The following is a 17,322-nucleotide window of genomic DNA, read 5'->3' as shown; positions in this document are numbered from 1 at the left end:
ATGACCACTTCACCATTAAATAATACCCATTCTTTAAAAAGCTATAGCGATTACTATGACAACTTTGATATGGCATCGTTGTTAAAAGAAATCTTTGGCGATCATCTAGATGATAGGCTTAATGCTTATCTGGCTTGCTGTGGACGTCACGTTCGTGATGGTCTGGCGGATAAAACGGCTTTGGTTCATGAAGATACCGCGGGCATAATTACTCGTATGAGTTTTAGTGAATTAGATGTTGCCAGTGCGCAAGTCGCCAATTTATTACAATCTTATGGGGTCAAGGTGGGTGATCAAGTCGCCACTATGCTACCGCGTACCCCTGAATTATTGGTTATTGTATTAGCAACATGGCGACTAGGCGCTGTCTATCAGCCTCTATTTACCGCTTTTGGTTATGATTCTATCAAATACCGGATGGATAAGGCCAATACTAAAGTAGTCTTCACCAACAGCGAGAATCGCAACAAATTTGAAGATTTAGCGCAGCAAACTAAAATGGTCATGGTTGGCAATCAATCTGATAACCAAGCTTGGGATGATGATCATTACAACGAAATGGTTGTTAAACAAAACCAAACCTTTGAGCCGGTATTGCTCGATACTGATGCGCCATTTTTACAGATGTTCACCTCAGGTACGGTTGGTAAGGCCAAAGGCGTCAGTGTGCCTTTAGCAGCATTGCCAGCATTTTACTTATATATGCGCTACGCCATGGATCTGCGTGCATCTGATAACTATTGGAACATGGCAGATCCCGGCTGGGCATATGGGCTTTATTATGCTATCACTGGGCCTTTATTAATGGGTAACACTACTTATTTTAACGAAGCTGCCTTTGATGCGAATAATACGCGTGACTTTATCAAACGCCATAATATTACTAACTTGGCCTCATCGCCAACAGCTTATCGAATGATGAAATCCAGCGGCGTATTCGGCGATTCAGCTGACAGCACTGACAATACCGGGCATGGTCTAGTGCTACGTGTGGTCAATTCAGCGGGCGAGACTCTGAATACCGAAGTGGTCAGCTGGATTGAGAATTATTTAGGCTGCAAAGTTTGTGATCAATATGGGCAAACCGAGACGGGTATGACCTGCTGTGAGCATCACGCCCTAGAACATAAACGTCCAGTAGGTTCGATGGGTATGGCACTGCCTGGTCATACTTTGGTGGTACTAGACGATAATATGCAAGTCTTGCCTGATGGTGAGCAGGGTCAGCTGGCAGTGGTGGTCAGTCAATCACCAGCGTTTTATTTCCGTGGTTATAGCTGGAACGAGAAGCAAGCCTTTGTGGATGATTATTATCTAACTGGTGATGTGGTTGAACGCCATAGTGATGGTACTTATTGGTTTTCAGGGCGCGATGATGACATTATTACTACTGCAGGCTACCGCGTAGGACCTACTGATGTAGAGAATACAGTGCTTGAGCATGAAGCAGTTGCAGAATCTGCTGCTATTGGTGTGCCTGATGAGGTGCGCGGGCACAATATCAAGTCCTATGTGGTGCTCAAAGAGGGTGTTGACGCTAGTGATGAGATCGCCCAGCAAATCAAAGATTTGGTTCGCAAGCGTTTATCGGCGCATGCTTATCCGCGTGAGGTTGAGTTTATAGATGCGCTACCCAAAACACCAAGCGGCAAGATTCAGCGCTTTTTATTACGTAGCTTATCCGCTGATTAAAAAGTTCTAACACTAAATAGAAAAGGAGTAAAAATGGATATTGGCAATAATAGTTTTTTGGTAACGGGCGGTGCATCAGGTTTAGGCGAATCAGTGGTTCGCGCTATTGTCAATCAAGGCGGTAATGTCGTTGTCGCTGATCTCAATAAGTCGACAGGTCAAGATTTGGCAGAGGAGCTTGGCGATAAGGCTCGCTTTATTCGCTGCGATGTTACTAGCGGTGAGGAGGTACAAGCAGCTGTTGATTTAGCCGAACAAACCTTTGGCGGTCTACAAGGATCAATAAACTGTGCAGGCATTGTGATAGTACAAAAGTTATTAGATCGTGACAATAATCCGGCCGATCTTAGTGAATTTAGTCGCGGGGTCAATATCAATCTGGTGGGTTCGTTCAACGTGGCACGTTTAGTCGCGGCTAGTATTGCTCGCCGTGTTACAGCTACCGCTGATGATAAAGGCAATACTGAGAAAAACACAGACCAAGGCGTCATTATCAATATTGCATCCATCGCCGCTTTTGATGGCCAAGTCGGGCAAGGTAGTTATGCCTCTTCAAAAGCTGGCGTAGTTGGTCTCACTCTGCCATTAGCGCGTGAATTGGCTCGTCATGGTATTCGCGTTATGACTATCGCCCCAGGGGTTTTTGCCACCCCTATAATGCAAAGCATCCCTGAAAAAGCACGTGAGGAGTTAGAAACAGCCGTGCCTTATCCCAAGCGTTTAGGCGCTCCTAGCGAGTTTGCCAGTCTAGTAACGCACATCATCAACAACGCCTATCTAAACGGTGAAGTTATTCGTTTAGATGGCGCTATTCGTATGATATAAATATATTCATTTTTATGCATATTTAATCACACACCTTACACAAAAGTTGATATAATGCTTTGACATATTGCGAAGATGTTACTTAACGGTAAGTCAAAAAGGTCAAAGCTTATGTCACTTTCCAACAAGAGTTCTGACAAAAAATCCTACCGGTTGGTTTCTTACTGGCTGTTTGCAGTCGTCAAATTTGGCGTTATTGTTCTGGTTAATACCCATACAATAGCCTGTAAAAATAAGTCACTTTCGCTTTTCGATAAACAAAGTAAATCTAGTATTAAGCTTTATAGCCAGTTATTTAATTACTGTTAATGGGTCGTATATTCAAACTCCCATGGTCGGTTTAGGTGATAACTCAGTTAATAATGTCTTCATTTATTGGTAATAAATAGCTTAGACATATTATTGGACTCAACCGCTTAATCAAAACGACAGCTTCAATGTTTTATTGATTAATTAGTAAAACTTTACTAATGATCCATGTGGTTCTGAGCCAGCGAAGTCAATAGCAAAATTGTGTTTGTAAAAAAAATAAAATAAATATCAATTTTTCTATAAAGAAAATTTACTTTTGTTTATTAATAATAATAAATCTATTTACATTTATAGTAAGGGCATCCTGTGTTTGACAAATATACTTATCATGAATACAGAAATGATATTCAAGGGCTAAGAGCTGTAGGTGCTATCATTATTATGGTATTCCACATCTGGTTCAACAAGGTATCAGGTGGGGTTGATGTTTTCTTTGTTATCTCTGGGTTTTTGATGGCATCTATTGTCCTAAAAGGATATTTTTTAAACGGTACCGTTAGTCCGTTTCCGTTTTGGAGCGGGGTGGTAAAAAGAGTATCACCATCAGCTTATATCGTACTAGGTGCCACGCTAGTTGCTAGTTACTTTATTACCTCTCCTGTGCTCATATATAGTGTATTACATGAGATTATTGCCAGTGCTGTTCATTTAGAGAATATTCAGCTGATCAGACTTGCTGTTGATTATCTAGCTACTGGTCAGCCTGACAGTCCCGTCCAACAGTTCTGGGCACTGTCTATTCAAATGCAATTTTATGTGATTTTTCCGCTAGTACTTATTCCTTTGGCTTATTTGACCAAGAAAACTCAGAACTCTATGCCTCTTTTTTTAGGGGTAGGTTTTATTATAGTGGCGTCTTTTATTTATGCTACGCTATTGGTGAGAAGTAACCCGGCGATGAGTTATTTTAATCCGTTGTCAAGAGTTTGGGAGTTTTTCTTTGGGTCACTCTCATATCTATTGATAGCCAATATGCAAAGGATTAAGTATAGACAGCTTTTAGGGATATTAGGGATTGCCCTGATCATTGGCGGCGCTATCTTTATACCTAGAGGCGCTAACTTTTCAGGGCCTGTCTCTTTGATTCCGGTATTAGGTGCGGTCGCTATTATCATGTCCGGTATTGGCAGTAAAGGCGTGGTGAATAAGCTATTATCCCATAGGTATTTGGTGTTTTTGGGCGGGATATCTTTTACGATCTACCTGTGGCATTGGCCGATACTGGTGTTTTTTAAAGAGTACTTTGGAATTGAGTCGGTCAGCTTGCTTCAAGGTTTAACCATCATGGTTCTCGCTACCATCTTAGCTTACTTCACTAGTAAAAAAGTCGAGTTTCCTCTTAGAAAAATACCAAGAGAGAAGGTATTGGTTAATTTCTCTATCGGGATATTATTTTTCTTACCCGTCGTTGTAGCTGCTTTTGCCTTTCGACAGGAAGTGGTCTCCACTACCGAAAACACCTTGACTACGTTGAATAACAAGTCTATTGAAACGTTCTCAGGAGACCGTATTTATATCGAGGATCGAGCTTTTAAACCAAATCGCGATCGTCTGCTTACTATCAAAAAGAGAGTTCCTGCTGCTTATGCCGATGGGTGTAACCAATCTATGGATGATCCAGAGGTCACCACTTGCGACTTTGGTGATGTAGATGCTGAGAAAACGATTATATTGGCAGGGGGTTCCCACGCGGTACAGTGGATTACCGCGCTAGACGCTATAGGCAAAGAGAACCATTTTAAAATTATCAACATGACCAAAGCTGCTTGTCCTTTGGGAGTAGTAGAAGATTCGAATGAATCTTGTCACGAATGGAACAAAAGCGCACTTGAGAAGATTGTAGCTATCAATCCTGATGCCGTTATTACCAACTCTACCAGAGCCGATGTCGACAAAGGTGAGTTTATCCCTGAAACCTATGTGGATAGCTGGCGCGTACTTGCTGATAACGGTATTAAGGTTATCGGTATCAGAGACAATCCACGTTTTGCATTTGACGTACCAGATTGTCTACATAGAAATAGAAATTCGGCAGATGAAAATGCTTGTATGGTAGATCGAGCGAATATCTTGCAGCCGACTGATCCTTCTGCCGCCTACCAAGATATTATTACTGGAATTGATATGTCGGATATGTTCTGTACTGCAGATGTTTGTCCTACTACTTTTTCTGGAAGAATTATGTACCGAGATGCTGAGCATATCAGCATAGAGTATGCCAAGTTTATACAAGATAATTTTGAAAATAAACTAAAAGAGGTCATGCCTGATATAGGCTAGTAACTAGTATTAGTAACTAATACTAGTTACTGAGCAGGAGTATAAGTCTCTAATTAAAAAGCGTTTGCATGCCTAAGTGGTGTGTAAACGCTTTTTTTTTGCCATTTATTTATTGTCTTTTTTCTTAAGTTTTTTAAATGTTGGCGCAGCCTGCTATAGTGTTTTCTATAGCTACCAGAAAGTCACTAACTGCCATTGACATGAGCTATTCATGAGTTGAAATACAACTTAACATACCATATATAGATAGCAGTCAAATTAAGGCGATACTCTATAATTTTGTTATAACAAGAGGCTTGCCAAAAATACTAATTATAAAAGGATAAAAATATGAGGTTTGAGAAATTTACTCAAAAGCTGCAATCAGCTATTCAAGAGGCGCAAAGCCTTGCGCTAGGGCGTGATAATACGGGCATTGCCCCTGTTCATTTACTTGCCGTTTTGTTGCAAGATGAGTCTAATCTATCGATTTGTCAGCAAGCAGGAGCATCCATTCCTGCGCTTAAGAACGGCGTGGCAAAAGCACTCGATAACCAAGCGACGATTAGCAATCCAACGGGAGAGGTCAACCTAAACCCTGATTCAGTAAAGATACTGAATCTTGCTGATCGACAAGCCCAAAAAGAGGGTGATGATTTTATAGCGACCGAATGGGTGATATTAGCGCTGGCAGAGCAAGGCGAGACTAAAAAGATATTCGAAAGTGCTGGCGTGACCGCTGATAAGTTAAAAGCAGTCATTGAAAAGCTACGCGGCGATCAAACCGTCGATAATCAAAACGCTGAAGACCAACGTGACGCTTTAAACAAATACACTATAAATTTAACCGAGCAAGCGGAGCTTGGTAAGCTTGATCCGGTTATTGGCCGTGATGAAGAGATACGCCGTACCATTCAGGTACTGTCGCGTCGTACTAAAAACAATCCTGTGCTCATCGGTGAACCAGGGGTCGGTAAAACGGCGATCGTTGAAGGCTTGGCACAAAAGATCATTAATGGTGATGTACCAGAAGGTCTGCGCCGTAAAGAAGTGCTGTCACTGGATTTGGGCGCACTAATCGCTGGCGCAAAATTTCGCGGTGAGTTTGAAGAGCGTCTCAAAGGCGTATTAAGTGATCTTGCCAAACAAGAGGGTAACGTCATCTTATTTATTGATGAGCTGCATACCATGGTCGGCGCAGGTAAGTCTGAGGGCGCGATGGATGCTGGCAATATGCTAAAACCGGCGCTGGCTCGCGGTGAGCTACACTGCGTTGGCGCAACAACCTTGGATGAATATCGTCAATATATCGAAAAGGACGCAGCTCTTGAGCGCCGCTTCCAAAAAGTATTGGTCGATGAGCCAACCGTTGAAGACACCATTGCGATTCTGCGTGGTCTCAAAGAGCGTTATGAGCTGCATCATGGGGTCGATATTCAAGACAGCGCTATTATTGCAGCGGCGCGTATGAGTCATCGTTATATTACTGATCGCAAACTGCCGGACAAAGCTATTGATTTGGTTGATGAAGCCGCCAGCCGTTTGCGTATGGAGATGGATAGCAAACCTGAAGCATTGGGTAAGCTCGATAGCCGTCTGATTCAGCTAAAGATGCAGCGCGAAGTGCTCAAAAACGAAGAGGACGCTGGCGCTAAAGCTGAGCGCAAAGTATTGGATAGTCAAATTGAGGAGCTAGAAAAAGAATATGCCGATCTCAACGAGGTTTGGCAAGCTGAAAAAGCATTGGTAAAAGGCAGTCAGCAGCTAAAAGATGAGCTGGATAAAGCCCGTATCGCTTATGACAAAGCTAGCCGTGAGGGCGATTATGAGACGATGAGTAAGCTGCAATATGAGACTATTCCGCAGCTGGAGCGCCGTATCAATGAGTCGGATTTGGCTGAGCAAAAAGAGCAGTCAGGCGAGCCTGCGGGGGTTAAACTACTACGTAATAAAGTTACGGATAATGAGATCGCCGAAGTGGTAGCGGCGGCTACCGGTATTCCGGTCAGCAAGATGCTACAAGGTGAGCGCGATAAAATGCTCGCTATGGAAGATAAGCTTCATGAGCGCGTCATCGGTCAAGACGAAGCCGTTGAAGCTGTTGCCAATGCCGTACGCCGTAGCCGCGCAGGATTATCTGATCCCAATCGTCCTTCTGGCTCGTTCTTATTCTTAGGGCCAACGGGTGTGGGTAAGACCGAATTGACCAAATCACTGGCTAACTTTTTGTTTGATAGTGAAGATGCGATTGTGCGTATCGACATGAGTGAATACATGGAGAAACACAGTGTTAGTCGTCTAGTCGGTGCGCCTCCAGGTTACGTCGGTTATGAGGAGGGTGGTACCTTGACCGAAGCGGTACGTCGTAAGCCTTATAGTGTGATACTGTTTGATGAGGTTGAAAAAGCGCATCCTGATGTGTTCAATATTTTACTACAAGTACTGGATGATGGACGTTTGACAGACTCGCAAGGCCGCGTTGTCGATTTTAAGAACACGGTCATTGTCATGACCAGTAACTTGGGTTCGCACAAAATCCAAGAGATGGTCGGTGATGACTATCAAGATATCAAAGCGGCAGTCATGGATTCAGTCGGTGAGCATTTCCGTCCTGAGTTTATCAACCGGATTGATGAGATCGTAGTATTCCATGCCCTTGGACAAGAGCAAATGGCAGGTATTGCTGATATTCAGCTAGAGCGCCTGCGTCAACGTTTACAAGATCGTGAATTGGATATCGTTATGTCTGATGAAGCTATGAGTCAACTAGTGGCAGTCGGTTATGACCCAGTATATGGCGCGCGTCCTTTAAAGCGTGCAATCCAGCAAGAGATCGAAAACCCGCTCTCATTGAAGCTACTGGCAGGCGACTTTGTCGCAGGAGATATTATTAAAGTTGATTTGGGTCAAGATGACAAGCTTGTCTTTGATAAGCTTAGAATGAGTTAATATTAAGCGCTTTATAATAGTTTAATTTATGCTTAATTAAAACCAACCCCTTATTTGCACTAGCAAGTAAGGGGTTTTTTCGTTGCAAAGTACAAAATTTGTACCGCAGCAGTAGTTTGTCTTGCTATATTAATGAGAGCCTAATTCTTAATTATGCATCTTTAACAAAAATGGCATTTACACTCTGGTGTGTTGAGAATGGGTATACTAGCGAACAAGGATGATTATTATGAAAACAACTAGCAAATATATCAGTGCACCTTTAGCAATAGCAGCCTTACTTTTTGGCGTCTCGGCTTGCTCTAATCCAACAATGACTAGAGCTTCTGACACGCCTCTTAAGAGTACCAACAATTCTGCAAGCAGCTCTAGTCAAATACAAGCAAGTACCGAAAAACCTACTTTTACCACTGAAACGGTTGCCACTTTTGATGAGCCGTGGGCGATGACGGCATTACCTAAGAGTGACAATGAAGCGCTTAAACTACTCGTCACCCAAAAAACAGGCGAATTGTTTGTCGTTAATACCGAGACCGGAACCAAAACCCAGGTAAGCGGCGTACCTAAAGTGGCTTACGGTGGACAGGGCGGATTAGGAGATGTTGTTTTAGCGCCGGATTTTACAACTACTAATGCTGTCTATATTAGCTATGTCGAGGAAGGCATGGGCGCTGATAACAATAAATTTGGTGCCAAAGTCATCAAAGCCACACTTGCAGGATTAGATACAGACCAACCAAACTTGCAGGCAGTCACTCCAATCTGGCAGCAAAACCAAAAGGTTAGCGGCCAAGGTCATTATAGTCATCGTTTATTGTTCTCACCCGATGGACGCCATCTTTATATTAGCTCAGGAGATCGGCAGCAAAAAGACCCAGCACAAGATATGAGTGTCAATTTGGGTAAAATTATTCGCCTCAACCCTGATGGTTCGATACCAGATAATAATCCGTTTGCAGATGAAAATAGCACAAGTGATATCGCCTCGCAGTTTTGGACGATAGGGCATCGTAATGTGCTCGGTATGGTATTTGATGACACCGGCAAATTATGGGCGCACGAAATGGGACCAAAAGGCGGCGATGAGTTTAATCTAATTGAACAAGGTAACAATTATGGCTGGCCTATAGTGTCCAACGGCCGTAATTATTCAGGTACAGATATTCCTGATCATGATACGCGGCCTGATTTTACCGCGCCCAAAGTCAGCTGGACACCCGTCATATCTCCATCATCAATGAGTATATATGAACGTGGTAGTCATAATGACTTTCCAGCGTGGCAAGGAGATGCGTTAATTAGTGGACTATCATCGAAAGCATTAATTGTAGTAGACATAGACGACAACAATGAAGCCGCTGAGCGCTACCGTTATGATATGGGCGCGCGTATTCGTAGTGTGCTGGTGCAGAACGGATCAGTATGGCTATTAGAGGATGAGACTAATGCCAAATTACTCAAACTACTGCCTGAGTAAGTATGGCAAACAGTCTATTTCTATTTTTGGTATCAATAGTTGAGCCTATATAAAGATTTATGACTATGTATTTAATAACAAAAATCGTGAGAGTAGAGAAGGTGTGTCTAGTGGGTTTAATATTGTAATTAATTGATAATTAATGGTTAATTTGTTAAGGTACGACCTCTGAAAAAACGAGGCTACTAGATAAATGAATCATGTAAAGGTTGAAAGATTAGGCCCTTTTCCTAGGGTAAATAAACCCGTTTTTATTACCTCAGGTGTTTTAATCGTCGGCTTTATTCTCTTTGGGGTATTTTTCACCGAAGCCGCAGCAGCGCTTTTTAGCTTTTTGCAGAGCTTTATTACTGATAAATTTGGCTGGTTGTTTATCATTCTAGTCAATATAGCGCTCATATTTTGTATTTATCTAGCAGCGAGTCGCTACGGCGATATTCGTTTGGGCAATCAAACTGAACGACCGCAATATACTTTATTTTCATGGATCGGGATGCTGTTTTCAGCAGGTATCGGTATTGGACTGGTATACTGGGGCACAGCAGAGCCCCTATACCATTATATGGCACCGCCACTTGGTGAAGCTGAAACGTTGGACGCCGCTAAACAGGCGATGAATCTCTCATTTTTGCACTGGGGATTACACGCCTGGGCGATTTATACCATCGTGGCTTTAGCGCTAGCCTATTTTCATTTTCGTCGTGGTCTGCCTCTCTCGATTCGCTCAACACTATATCCCATACTGGGTCAACGCATTTATGGGAATTGGGGTCATACGGTCGATATCCTAGCCGTTTTTGGTACCATGTTTGGTGTGGTGACGTCTCTGGGCTTGGGAGTTATGCAAATTAACTCAGGTCTTGAGAACTTATTTGGCATACCAAATAATATCATAGTGCAGTTCATTACTATTGCTTTTGTGACAGCGCTAGCTTGTGGTTCGTTGATGCTAGGTCTTGATAAAGGTATCAAGCGTTTAAGCGATATCAATATGGGCTTCACCGGTGTGCTGCTGGCCTTTATGGTGATTTTAGGCCCAACGCTATTTATATTTGATAGTTTCATCGAAAACATTGGTAACTATATTACCGCGATTGTGCCTTTGTCTACTTGGGGTGAAGCTTATAGCAGCACTGATTGGCAAAGTGCTTGGACCATATTTTATTGGGCTTGGTGGGTCAGTTGGTCGCCATTTGTAGGGGTATTTATTGCCCGTATCTCTCGTGGCCGTACCATTCGCGAGTTTGTGCTGGGTGTACTACTGATTCCTATGACGATTTTGTTCTTCTGGTTTACTACCTTTGGCGGCGTCGGTATTCATATGGAGCTACTTGCTAATGCAAATCCAGAGATGATAAGCCCAGGGTTAGTAGAAGCGGTACAAGCAGATATAGGTAGCGCAATTTTCCAACTGGTCGAGTACTATCCACTGACCAAGCCGATTACCTTTTTAATTGTGATTATGATTGTATTATGGTTTGTGACGTCCTCAGACTCAGCAAGCTTTGTCATCGATATGCTAACCGCTGGCGGTGATACCAATCCGCCCAAGATCCAGCGTTTATTTTGGGCGCTGATGCAAGGCTTAATTGCAGCGATACTGTTAGCAGCAGGTGGTCTGGGTGCATTGCAAGCCGCTGCTATCGTAGCAGGACTGCCGTTTGCTTTTGTCATATTTGTGATGATGTATGCGTTACTGCGCGGTTTGGGCCGAGATCGTTTGATTCTATACCGAGCCCGGCAGCGCTTTATTACTGATGAGTCTGCCGATCATAACTCAGCTGATGAGTTCGTCGATGAGCATCTGCTCAAAGGACCACCTAAGATTGTTAAAGGCGATTAAATATTTAAGCTTGTATCGTTAGCCCAATTTCATACAAGTTGGGCTTTTTAATGACGCAAATTTATATCTTTAATTACAAATTTTTAAGAACACTAATGATGTTAAAAAATGACATTAAATTGATAACTTAGTAATCTTTTGTTATTGTAACTTCCTTCTAAATTCTGGAAAACATAATGAGTGAACTCAAAATTGGCCGCTTAGGGCCTTTTCCAAGAGTAAATAAGCCCGTTTTTATTGCCTCAGCTGTTCTTATTCTTGGCTTTATTATTTTTGGTGCTTTATTTCAAGACTTAGCCGACACTGTATTTACGAGTCTACAAGGTTTTATCACCCAACGTTTTGGTTGGCTGTTTATTATTTTGGTGAATGTCGCTGTGTTTATGTGCTTGTATCTAATCTTTAGTAGGTATGGGGATATCAGGCTAGGTCATCAGACCGAGACGCCGCAGTATAGTCTCCCTTCTTGGATTGGGATGCTGTTTTCAGCAGGTATTGGTATTGGTATCATGTACTGGGGTACCGCCGAACCGGTTTATCATTTTATGGCACCGCCACTTGGTGAAGCTGAAACCGTAGAAGCTGCTAAACAAGCGATGAACATCTCCTTTTTACATTATGGTATACATGCTTGGGCTATCTATGCCATCGTGGCCTTATCGCTGGCTTATTTTCATTTTCGCCGTGGTCTTCCTTTATCTATTCGTTCCAGTTTATACCCGATACTGGGTCAAAAAATCTATGGAAATTGGGGACATGCCGTTGATACCTTGGCCGTATTCGGTACGATGTTTGGGGTAGTAACGACGCTTGGCTTTGGGGTATTACAGATTAACTCTGGCCTAGAAGGTCTGTTTGGTCTACCTAATACCATAACCATGCAAGTTATTTTGATCGCCTTTATTACTATGCTAGCTTGTGGCTCCTTGCTCATGGGTTTGGATAAAGGTATCAAACGTTTAAGCGACACCAACATTGTATTGACCTTTGTCTTGTTAGGATTTGCGTTCATTCTTGGTCCTACGCAGTACATCATGGACAGTTTAGTCGAAAACACTGGTAACTACCTACAAAACATGGTGCAACTTGGGTTTTGGAACGAAGCTTACAGTAAAACGGATTGGCAGTCTTCGTGGACAATATTTTACTGGGCGTGGTGGATCAGTTGGTCACCATTCGTTGGGGTATTTATCGCCCGTATTTCTCGTGGTCGTACTATTCGTGAGTTCTTGTTGGGGGTATTATTTATACCTATGATTATTCTATTCTTCTGGTTTACAACCTTTGGTGGGGTAGCCGTAGATATGGAATTGATGGGTAATCCTGGCTTTATTGAAGTGGTACAAAACGACTATGGTAGTGCTATTTTTAAACTTATGGAGTTTTATCCTTTCACACAAGCTACCACCATGCTTATCGTGATTATGATTGTTTTATGGTTTGTCACCTCATCAGACTCTGCTAGTTTCGTTATTGATATGCTCACCTCGGGCGGCGAGACTAATCCTCCTAAAATTCAGCGCTTATTTTGGGCTATTACCCAAGGTTGTGTGGCTGCTATTTTGCTAGCGGCAGGTGGTCTTGGCGCTTTGCAGGCTGCTGCTATCGTGGCAGGATTTCCTTTTGCTATCGTCATGTTTATCATGCTTTATGCACTGATACGAGGGCTTGACCGCGATAGATTGATACTGTACCGAGCAGAACAGAAATTTATCACAGCAGAGTCTGTAGAACATAATACGGCGAATGAGTTTGCTGATGAAGGGTTGCTAAAGGGTCCACCTAAGGTTGCCAAAGGTGATTAACTGACAGCATTAAACTGTCTTTTAAACTGCAGCTACTTTTATTGATTTTAGTGTTTAATAATTTTAATAACTTTTGCAGCTATAGCCTCAATCTATTTCTAGGTTGGGGTTTTTCTTTAAGAGTTATTTACTAAGATTAGTACCACAGCTGCATATTATAAATCTAAACACTGAAAAAAGCCAAGGTAGCGGTTGAGCTAAATACAACGTAAGCGAAACATTGTCAATAGACAATGATATAAGCTTCTAAAGCAGTTTTATATCTTTAGATTAATTATCTTAATATTACATTTGATAATGAGTTGGTATCTTGATATCGTAACGAATTTTTATTTCTAGGAAAGTCTATGGATCATGTCAAAGTTGGCAGAGTGGGGCCTTTTCCGCGCGTAAGTAAACCGGTATTTTTGACCTCAGTGATTTTGATTACTGTTTTTATTATCTTTGGTGCGTTGTTCAATAAGCAAGCAGAGATTGTATTTAACCAAGCCAAAGAGTTTGTATCTTTGCGTTTTGGTTGGTTTTTTATAGCGGTAATTAATACCACATTACTTATGAGTATCTATATGATATTCAGCCGATACGGTGATATCAGGCTTGGCCATCAAACTGAGAAACCTGAGTACAAGCTCCTGTCTTGGATCGGGATGCTGTTTTCAGCGGGTATCGGTATCGGACTACTTTACTGGGGTACCGCTGAGCCGCTTTATCATTATATGGCGCCGCCGCTTGGAGAGGGGGAGACCGTAGCTTCGGCTAAGCTTGCGATGAATATCTCCTTTTTGCATTATGGTATCCATGTGTGGGCGCTATATGGCATGGTCGCTTTAGCTTTGGCTTACTTTCACTATCGACGTGGTCTGCCGTTAGCTATTCGCTCGACGCTGTATCCTATATTGGGTAAGAAAATCTACGGGGGCTGGGGGCATACGGTTGATACGCTTGCGGTATTCGGTACCATGTTTGGGGTGGTAACCACTTTAGGACTTGGCGTACTACAGATTAATTCAGGCCTTGACACTTTATTTGGTATTCCCAACAATATTAGTGTGCAAATTATTTTGATTGCTATTATTACGGTATTGGCGGGTATGTCCCTGTTCTTAGGTCTTGATAAGGGTATTAAGCGTTTAAGCGATATTAATATCTTTTTGACCATTATCCTATTAAGCTTTGTGATTATCCTAGGTCCCACGCAGTTTATTTTTAACAGCTTTATCGAAAACATTGGTAATTATATCCATCAAGTCGTGCCATTAGGCTTTTGGACCGAATCCTATGAAGGTGAACAAAACTGGCAAGCCTCATGGACGATATTTTACTGGGCGTGGTGGATTAGCTGGTCACCATTCGTTGGGGTGTTTGTCGCGCGTATCTCGCGTGGTCGTACCATTCGCGAGTTCACTTTAGGGGTATTACTCATCCCAGTAGCCATTTTGTTCTTATGGTTCACCGCCTTTGGTGGTTCAGCTGTGCATATGGAGTTAATGGCCGCCATGGATCCTAATGTGGTTAGCCCCGGGTTGGTGGAAGCGGTCAGAGCCGATACCGGTAGTGCTATCTTTAAATTGATGGAATCTTACCCACTGACGACGGTATTTAACTTGCTGATTGTGACGATGATTGTACTATGGTTTGTCACCTCATCGGATTCAGCCAGTTTTGTTATCGATATGCTGACCTCAGGTGGTGACACAGATCCACCAAAGATTCAGCGCCTGTTTTGGGCCGGTACTGAGGGCGTGATCGCAGCTGTGCTACTAGCGGCGGGTGGTTTGACCGCTTTGCAGGCCGCATCTATTGTATCAGGGCTGCCTTTCGCCGTTGTGATATTAGTGATGATGTATTCATTACTGCGCGGTTTGAGCCGAGACAGCCTGATTTTATACCGTCAGCAGCAGTGGTTTATCACTGAAGAATCCGCAGCTCATAACTCTGCGAATGAGTTCCGTGATGAAGAGCTACTAAAGGGTCCGCCTAAAGTTGTGGTAAAACCGAGCGAGTAAAGCGAGTAAATAGTAGAAATAGCGAACTAATTACCATTCTTATATAAGTAAAACCCCAGCTAATTACAAGCTGGGGTTTTGTTTTGGAAGACTAGAAAATAAAAATCCTTGAGTCCTAAAACATTTACTTAATTATTTGGATTATCTTCCTTGTTAATTTGAACATACTTATCAAAATTTTGCGCGTAATCAGTTAGGTTATCGCTGAGCATTTGACGATACTGTTTGGTATAAAACTCGATAATATCTTCTTTTTCCTTAGCAAAATCATCACCCTTTACAAAACCAATTGAGGCCACCGAAGCACTATAACGGGCAGCGGCATAAAGAAGAGAAGCGCCCACTTGGCCCGAGTGCGCATCAGGCCCCAACTGGCTATTAGCGACACTAATAATAGCGTCAGCACGCTGATAAAACGCTTGCATCTCAGGGGTAATCTCAAGCGGTGTTTCAGGGTTCTCATTGGTGTTTACATTGTTGTTCTGCGTATCGTCTTGCGACATGGATAACTCCTATTAAAGATGATAATTATGTAGTATGAGGCGATCGATATAGTCAGGTGCCAATAACGTTTGATGATAACGTTTAAAGCGCTAAAGCGTCATATTAAAAGTGTAACTTAAAATTTAGCCACAAAAAAACCAAACTTCTTAGTGAGCAAATTGCTGTTATGAAGTTTGGTTTTTTATTAAAACTGGCTGTTGTTTATTAATCTAGTTGATACTAAATTAAATGGATACGCTAGGTTATAACGCGAGACTGGGACAAATTTTCCTTGCGTGCTGTGCCTACGCAGACAGAGGCTGCGCAAAACTCATCCCAGTCTCGCTGTATCCTTCTTATATTGACCTAACTATTATTGATCTAACTATAATTTTAAAAGATAAAAATCATTTAAGACTTATAACATCTAAAATTTATAAATGAATTATAGTCCCGCATCGGCTTTTAGTATCTCAGCTTTGTCCGTCTTTTCCCAAGTAAAGGCGGTCTCAGAGCCTGGGCGACCAAAATGCCCAAAGGTAGCCGTTTGCTGATACATAGGCTGTAAAAGATTGAGCATACGAGTAATGCCATAAGGACGTAGATCAAAATGGGTGCGAATCAGTTGAATAATTTTCTCATTACTGATTTTACTGGTACCAAAGGTATTGACTGAGATTGAGGTTGGTTCAGCAACCCCAATAGCATAGCTGATTTGCACCTCGCAGCGATCAGCAAGTCCTGCGGCGACAATATTTTTGGCGACATAACGCACGGCATAAGCGGCGCTACGATCAACCTTTGAGGGATCTTTACCACTAAAAGCGCCGCCGCCATGCCGCGCCATGCCGCCATAGGTATCGACGATAATTTTACGTCCCGTAAGGCCTGCATCACCAACAGGACCACCGATCACAAACTTACCCGTTGGGTTAATATGATAGCGTGTGCCAGCGTGTAGTAGCTCGGCTGGCAGGACTTGTTTGATGATGTTCTCCATCACCGCTTCTTGTAGATCGGTTTGTGAGATACTCGGGTCGTGCTGAGTGGAGAGTACGACAGCATCAATCGCTGTCGGATGACTGCCATCGTATCTGAGAGTGATTTGCGCTTTGGCATCAGGACGCAGCCAAGGTAGCTCACCAGCTCGTCGCAGCTCAGATTGGCGCTGCATAAGACGATGCGCGTATTCGATCGCTGCCGGCATCAATACTTCGGTCTCATTACTGGCATAGCCGAACATCAAACCTTGGTCACCTGCGCCTTGCTCCTCAGGACTCATGCGATCCACGCCTTGCGCGATCTCAGGCGACTGTTTGCCAAGCATATTGATGACGGCACAAGTTTCACCGTCAAACCCTAAGTCTGAGTGATGATAACCTATGCCGTTGACGGTATCACGGACGATACGTTCAAAATCAATATTGGCGGTCGTTGTGACTTCACCTGCCAATACTACTGCACCGGTTTTGACCAAGGTCTCACACGCGACCCTAGCATGTAGATCTTCACGCAAAATAGCATCAAGTATCGCATCTGAGATTTGATCAGCCATTTTGTCAGGATGGCCTTCGCTTACGGATTCTGAGGTAAATAAACTGTATTCACGCATAATGGGATCGCTTAATGGCAGGGACTGTTATTGATAAGTACAGTCATTATTAAATGGTA

10 protein-coding genes are annotated in these 17,322 nt (G+C 42.8%); 8 read left to right on the top strand and 2 right to left on the bottom strand.

Translation table 11 applies throughout. The features are described from left to right. The 8 genes from ACR63N_RS09675 to ACR63N_RS09640 all read left to right on the top strand — a co-directional run bounded on the left by ACR63N_RS09675 (window position 1) and on the right by ACR63N_RS09640 (window position 15,168). Entirely contained in the window at window positions 1-1,692 is a 1,692-nt protein-coding gene (locus tag ACR63N_RS09675) for an AMP-binding protein (RefSeq protein WP_472781926.1), read from the top strand. Window positions 1,693-1,725: 33 nt separating this feature from the next. Continuing rightward, the gene (locus ACR63N_RS09670; RefSeq protein WP_472781925.1) at window positions 1,726-2,517 is read left to right on the top strand and encodes an SDR family NAD(P)-dependent oxidoreductase; all 792 of its coding nucleotides are present in this window, start codon (window positions 1,726-1,728) and stop codon (window positions 2,515-2,517) included. 618 nt (window positions 2,518-3,135) lie between these two features. After that, entirely contained in the window at window positions 3,136-5,109 is a 1,974-nt protein-coding gene (locus ACR63N_RS09665) for an acyltransferase family protein (protein ID WP_472781924.1), read from the top strand. Between the two features lie 330 nt (window positions 5,110-5,439). Then, the gene (gene clpB, locus ACR63N_RS09660) at window positions 5,440-8,037 is read left to right on the top strand and encodes an ATP-dependent chaperone ClpB (RefSeq protein WP_367109432.1); all 2,598 of its coding nucleotides are present in this window, start codon (window positions 5,440-5,442) and stop codon (window positions 8,035-8,037) included. A gap of 229 nt (window positions 8,038-8,266) precedes the next feature. Then, entirely contained in the window at window positions 8,267-9,514 is a 1,248-nt protein-coding gene (locus ACR63N_RS09655) for a PQQ-dependent sugar dehydrogenase (RefSeq protein WP_472781923.1), read from the top strand. A 193-nt stretch (window positions 9,515-9,707) separates the two neighbouring features. After that, the gene (locus tag ACR63N_RS09650) at window positions 9,708-11,357 is read left to right on the top strand and encodes a BCCT family transporter (RefSeq protein ID WP_367107108.1); all 1,650 of its coding nucleotides are present in this window, start codon (window positions 9,708-9,710) and stop codon (window positions 11,355-11,357) included. Window positions 11,358-11,533: 176 nt separating this feature from the next. Beyond that, window positions 11,534-13,162 carry a BCCT family transporter gene (locus ACR63N_RS09645; protein WP_367107107.1) on the top strand — a complete coding sequence of 543 codons (1,629 nt, stop codon included), beginning with the start codon at window positions 11,534-11,536 and terminating at the stop codon, window positions 13,160-13,162. 347 nt (window positions 13,163-13,509) lie between these two features. After that, window positions 13,510-15,168, top strand: coding sequence for a BCCT family transporter (locus ACR63N_RS09640; RefSeq protein WP_472781922.1), 1,659 nt, complete (start codon window positions 13,510-13,512; stop codon window positions 15,166-15,168). A 128-nt stretch (window positions 15,169-15,296) separates the two neighbouring features. Here the strand turns inward: ACR63N_RS09640 and ACR63N_RS09635 are convergent, their stop codons facing one another. Then, complete coding sequence (locus tag ACR63N_RS09635; protein ID WP_367104036.1) at window positions 15,297-15,671, bottom strand: DUF3144 domain-containing protein; 375 nt, start codon at window positions 15,669-15,671, stop codon at window positions 15,297-15,299. A 425-nt stretch (window positions 15,672-16,096) separates the two neighbouring features. Further along, window positions 16,097-17,263, bottom strand: a complete 1,167-nt coding sequence (metK, locus tag ACR63N_RS09630; RefSeq protein WP_367104037.1) for a methionine adenosyltransferase — start codon at window positions 17,261-17,263, stop codon at window positions 16,097-16,099. Window positions 17,264-17,322: the final 59 nt, after the last annotated feature.

Source organism: Psychrobacter sp. M4 (genome assembly GCF_055699795.1).
The sequence above is the reverse complement of the archived record's forward strand: the minus strand, read 5'-3'. Positions and strand labels throughout refer to the sequence as shown.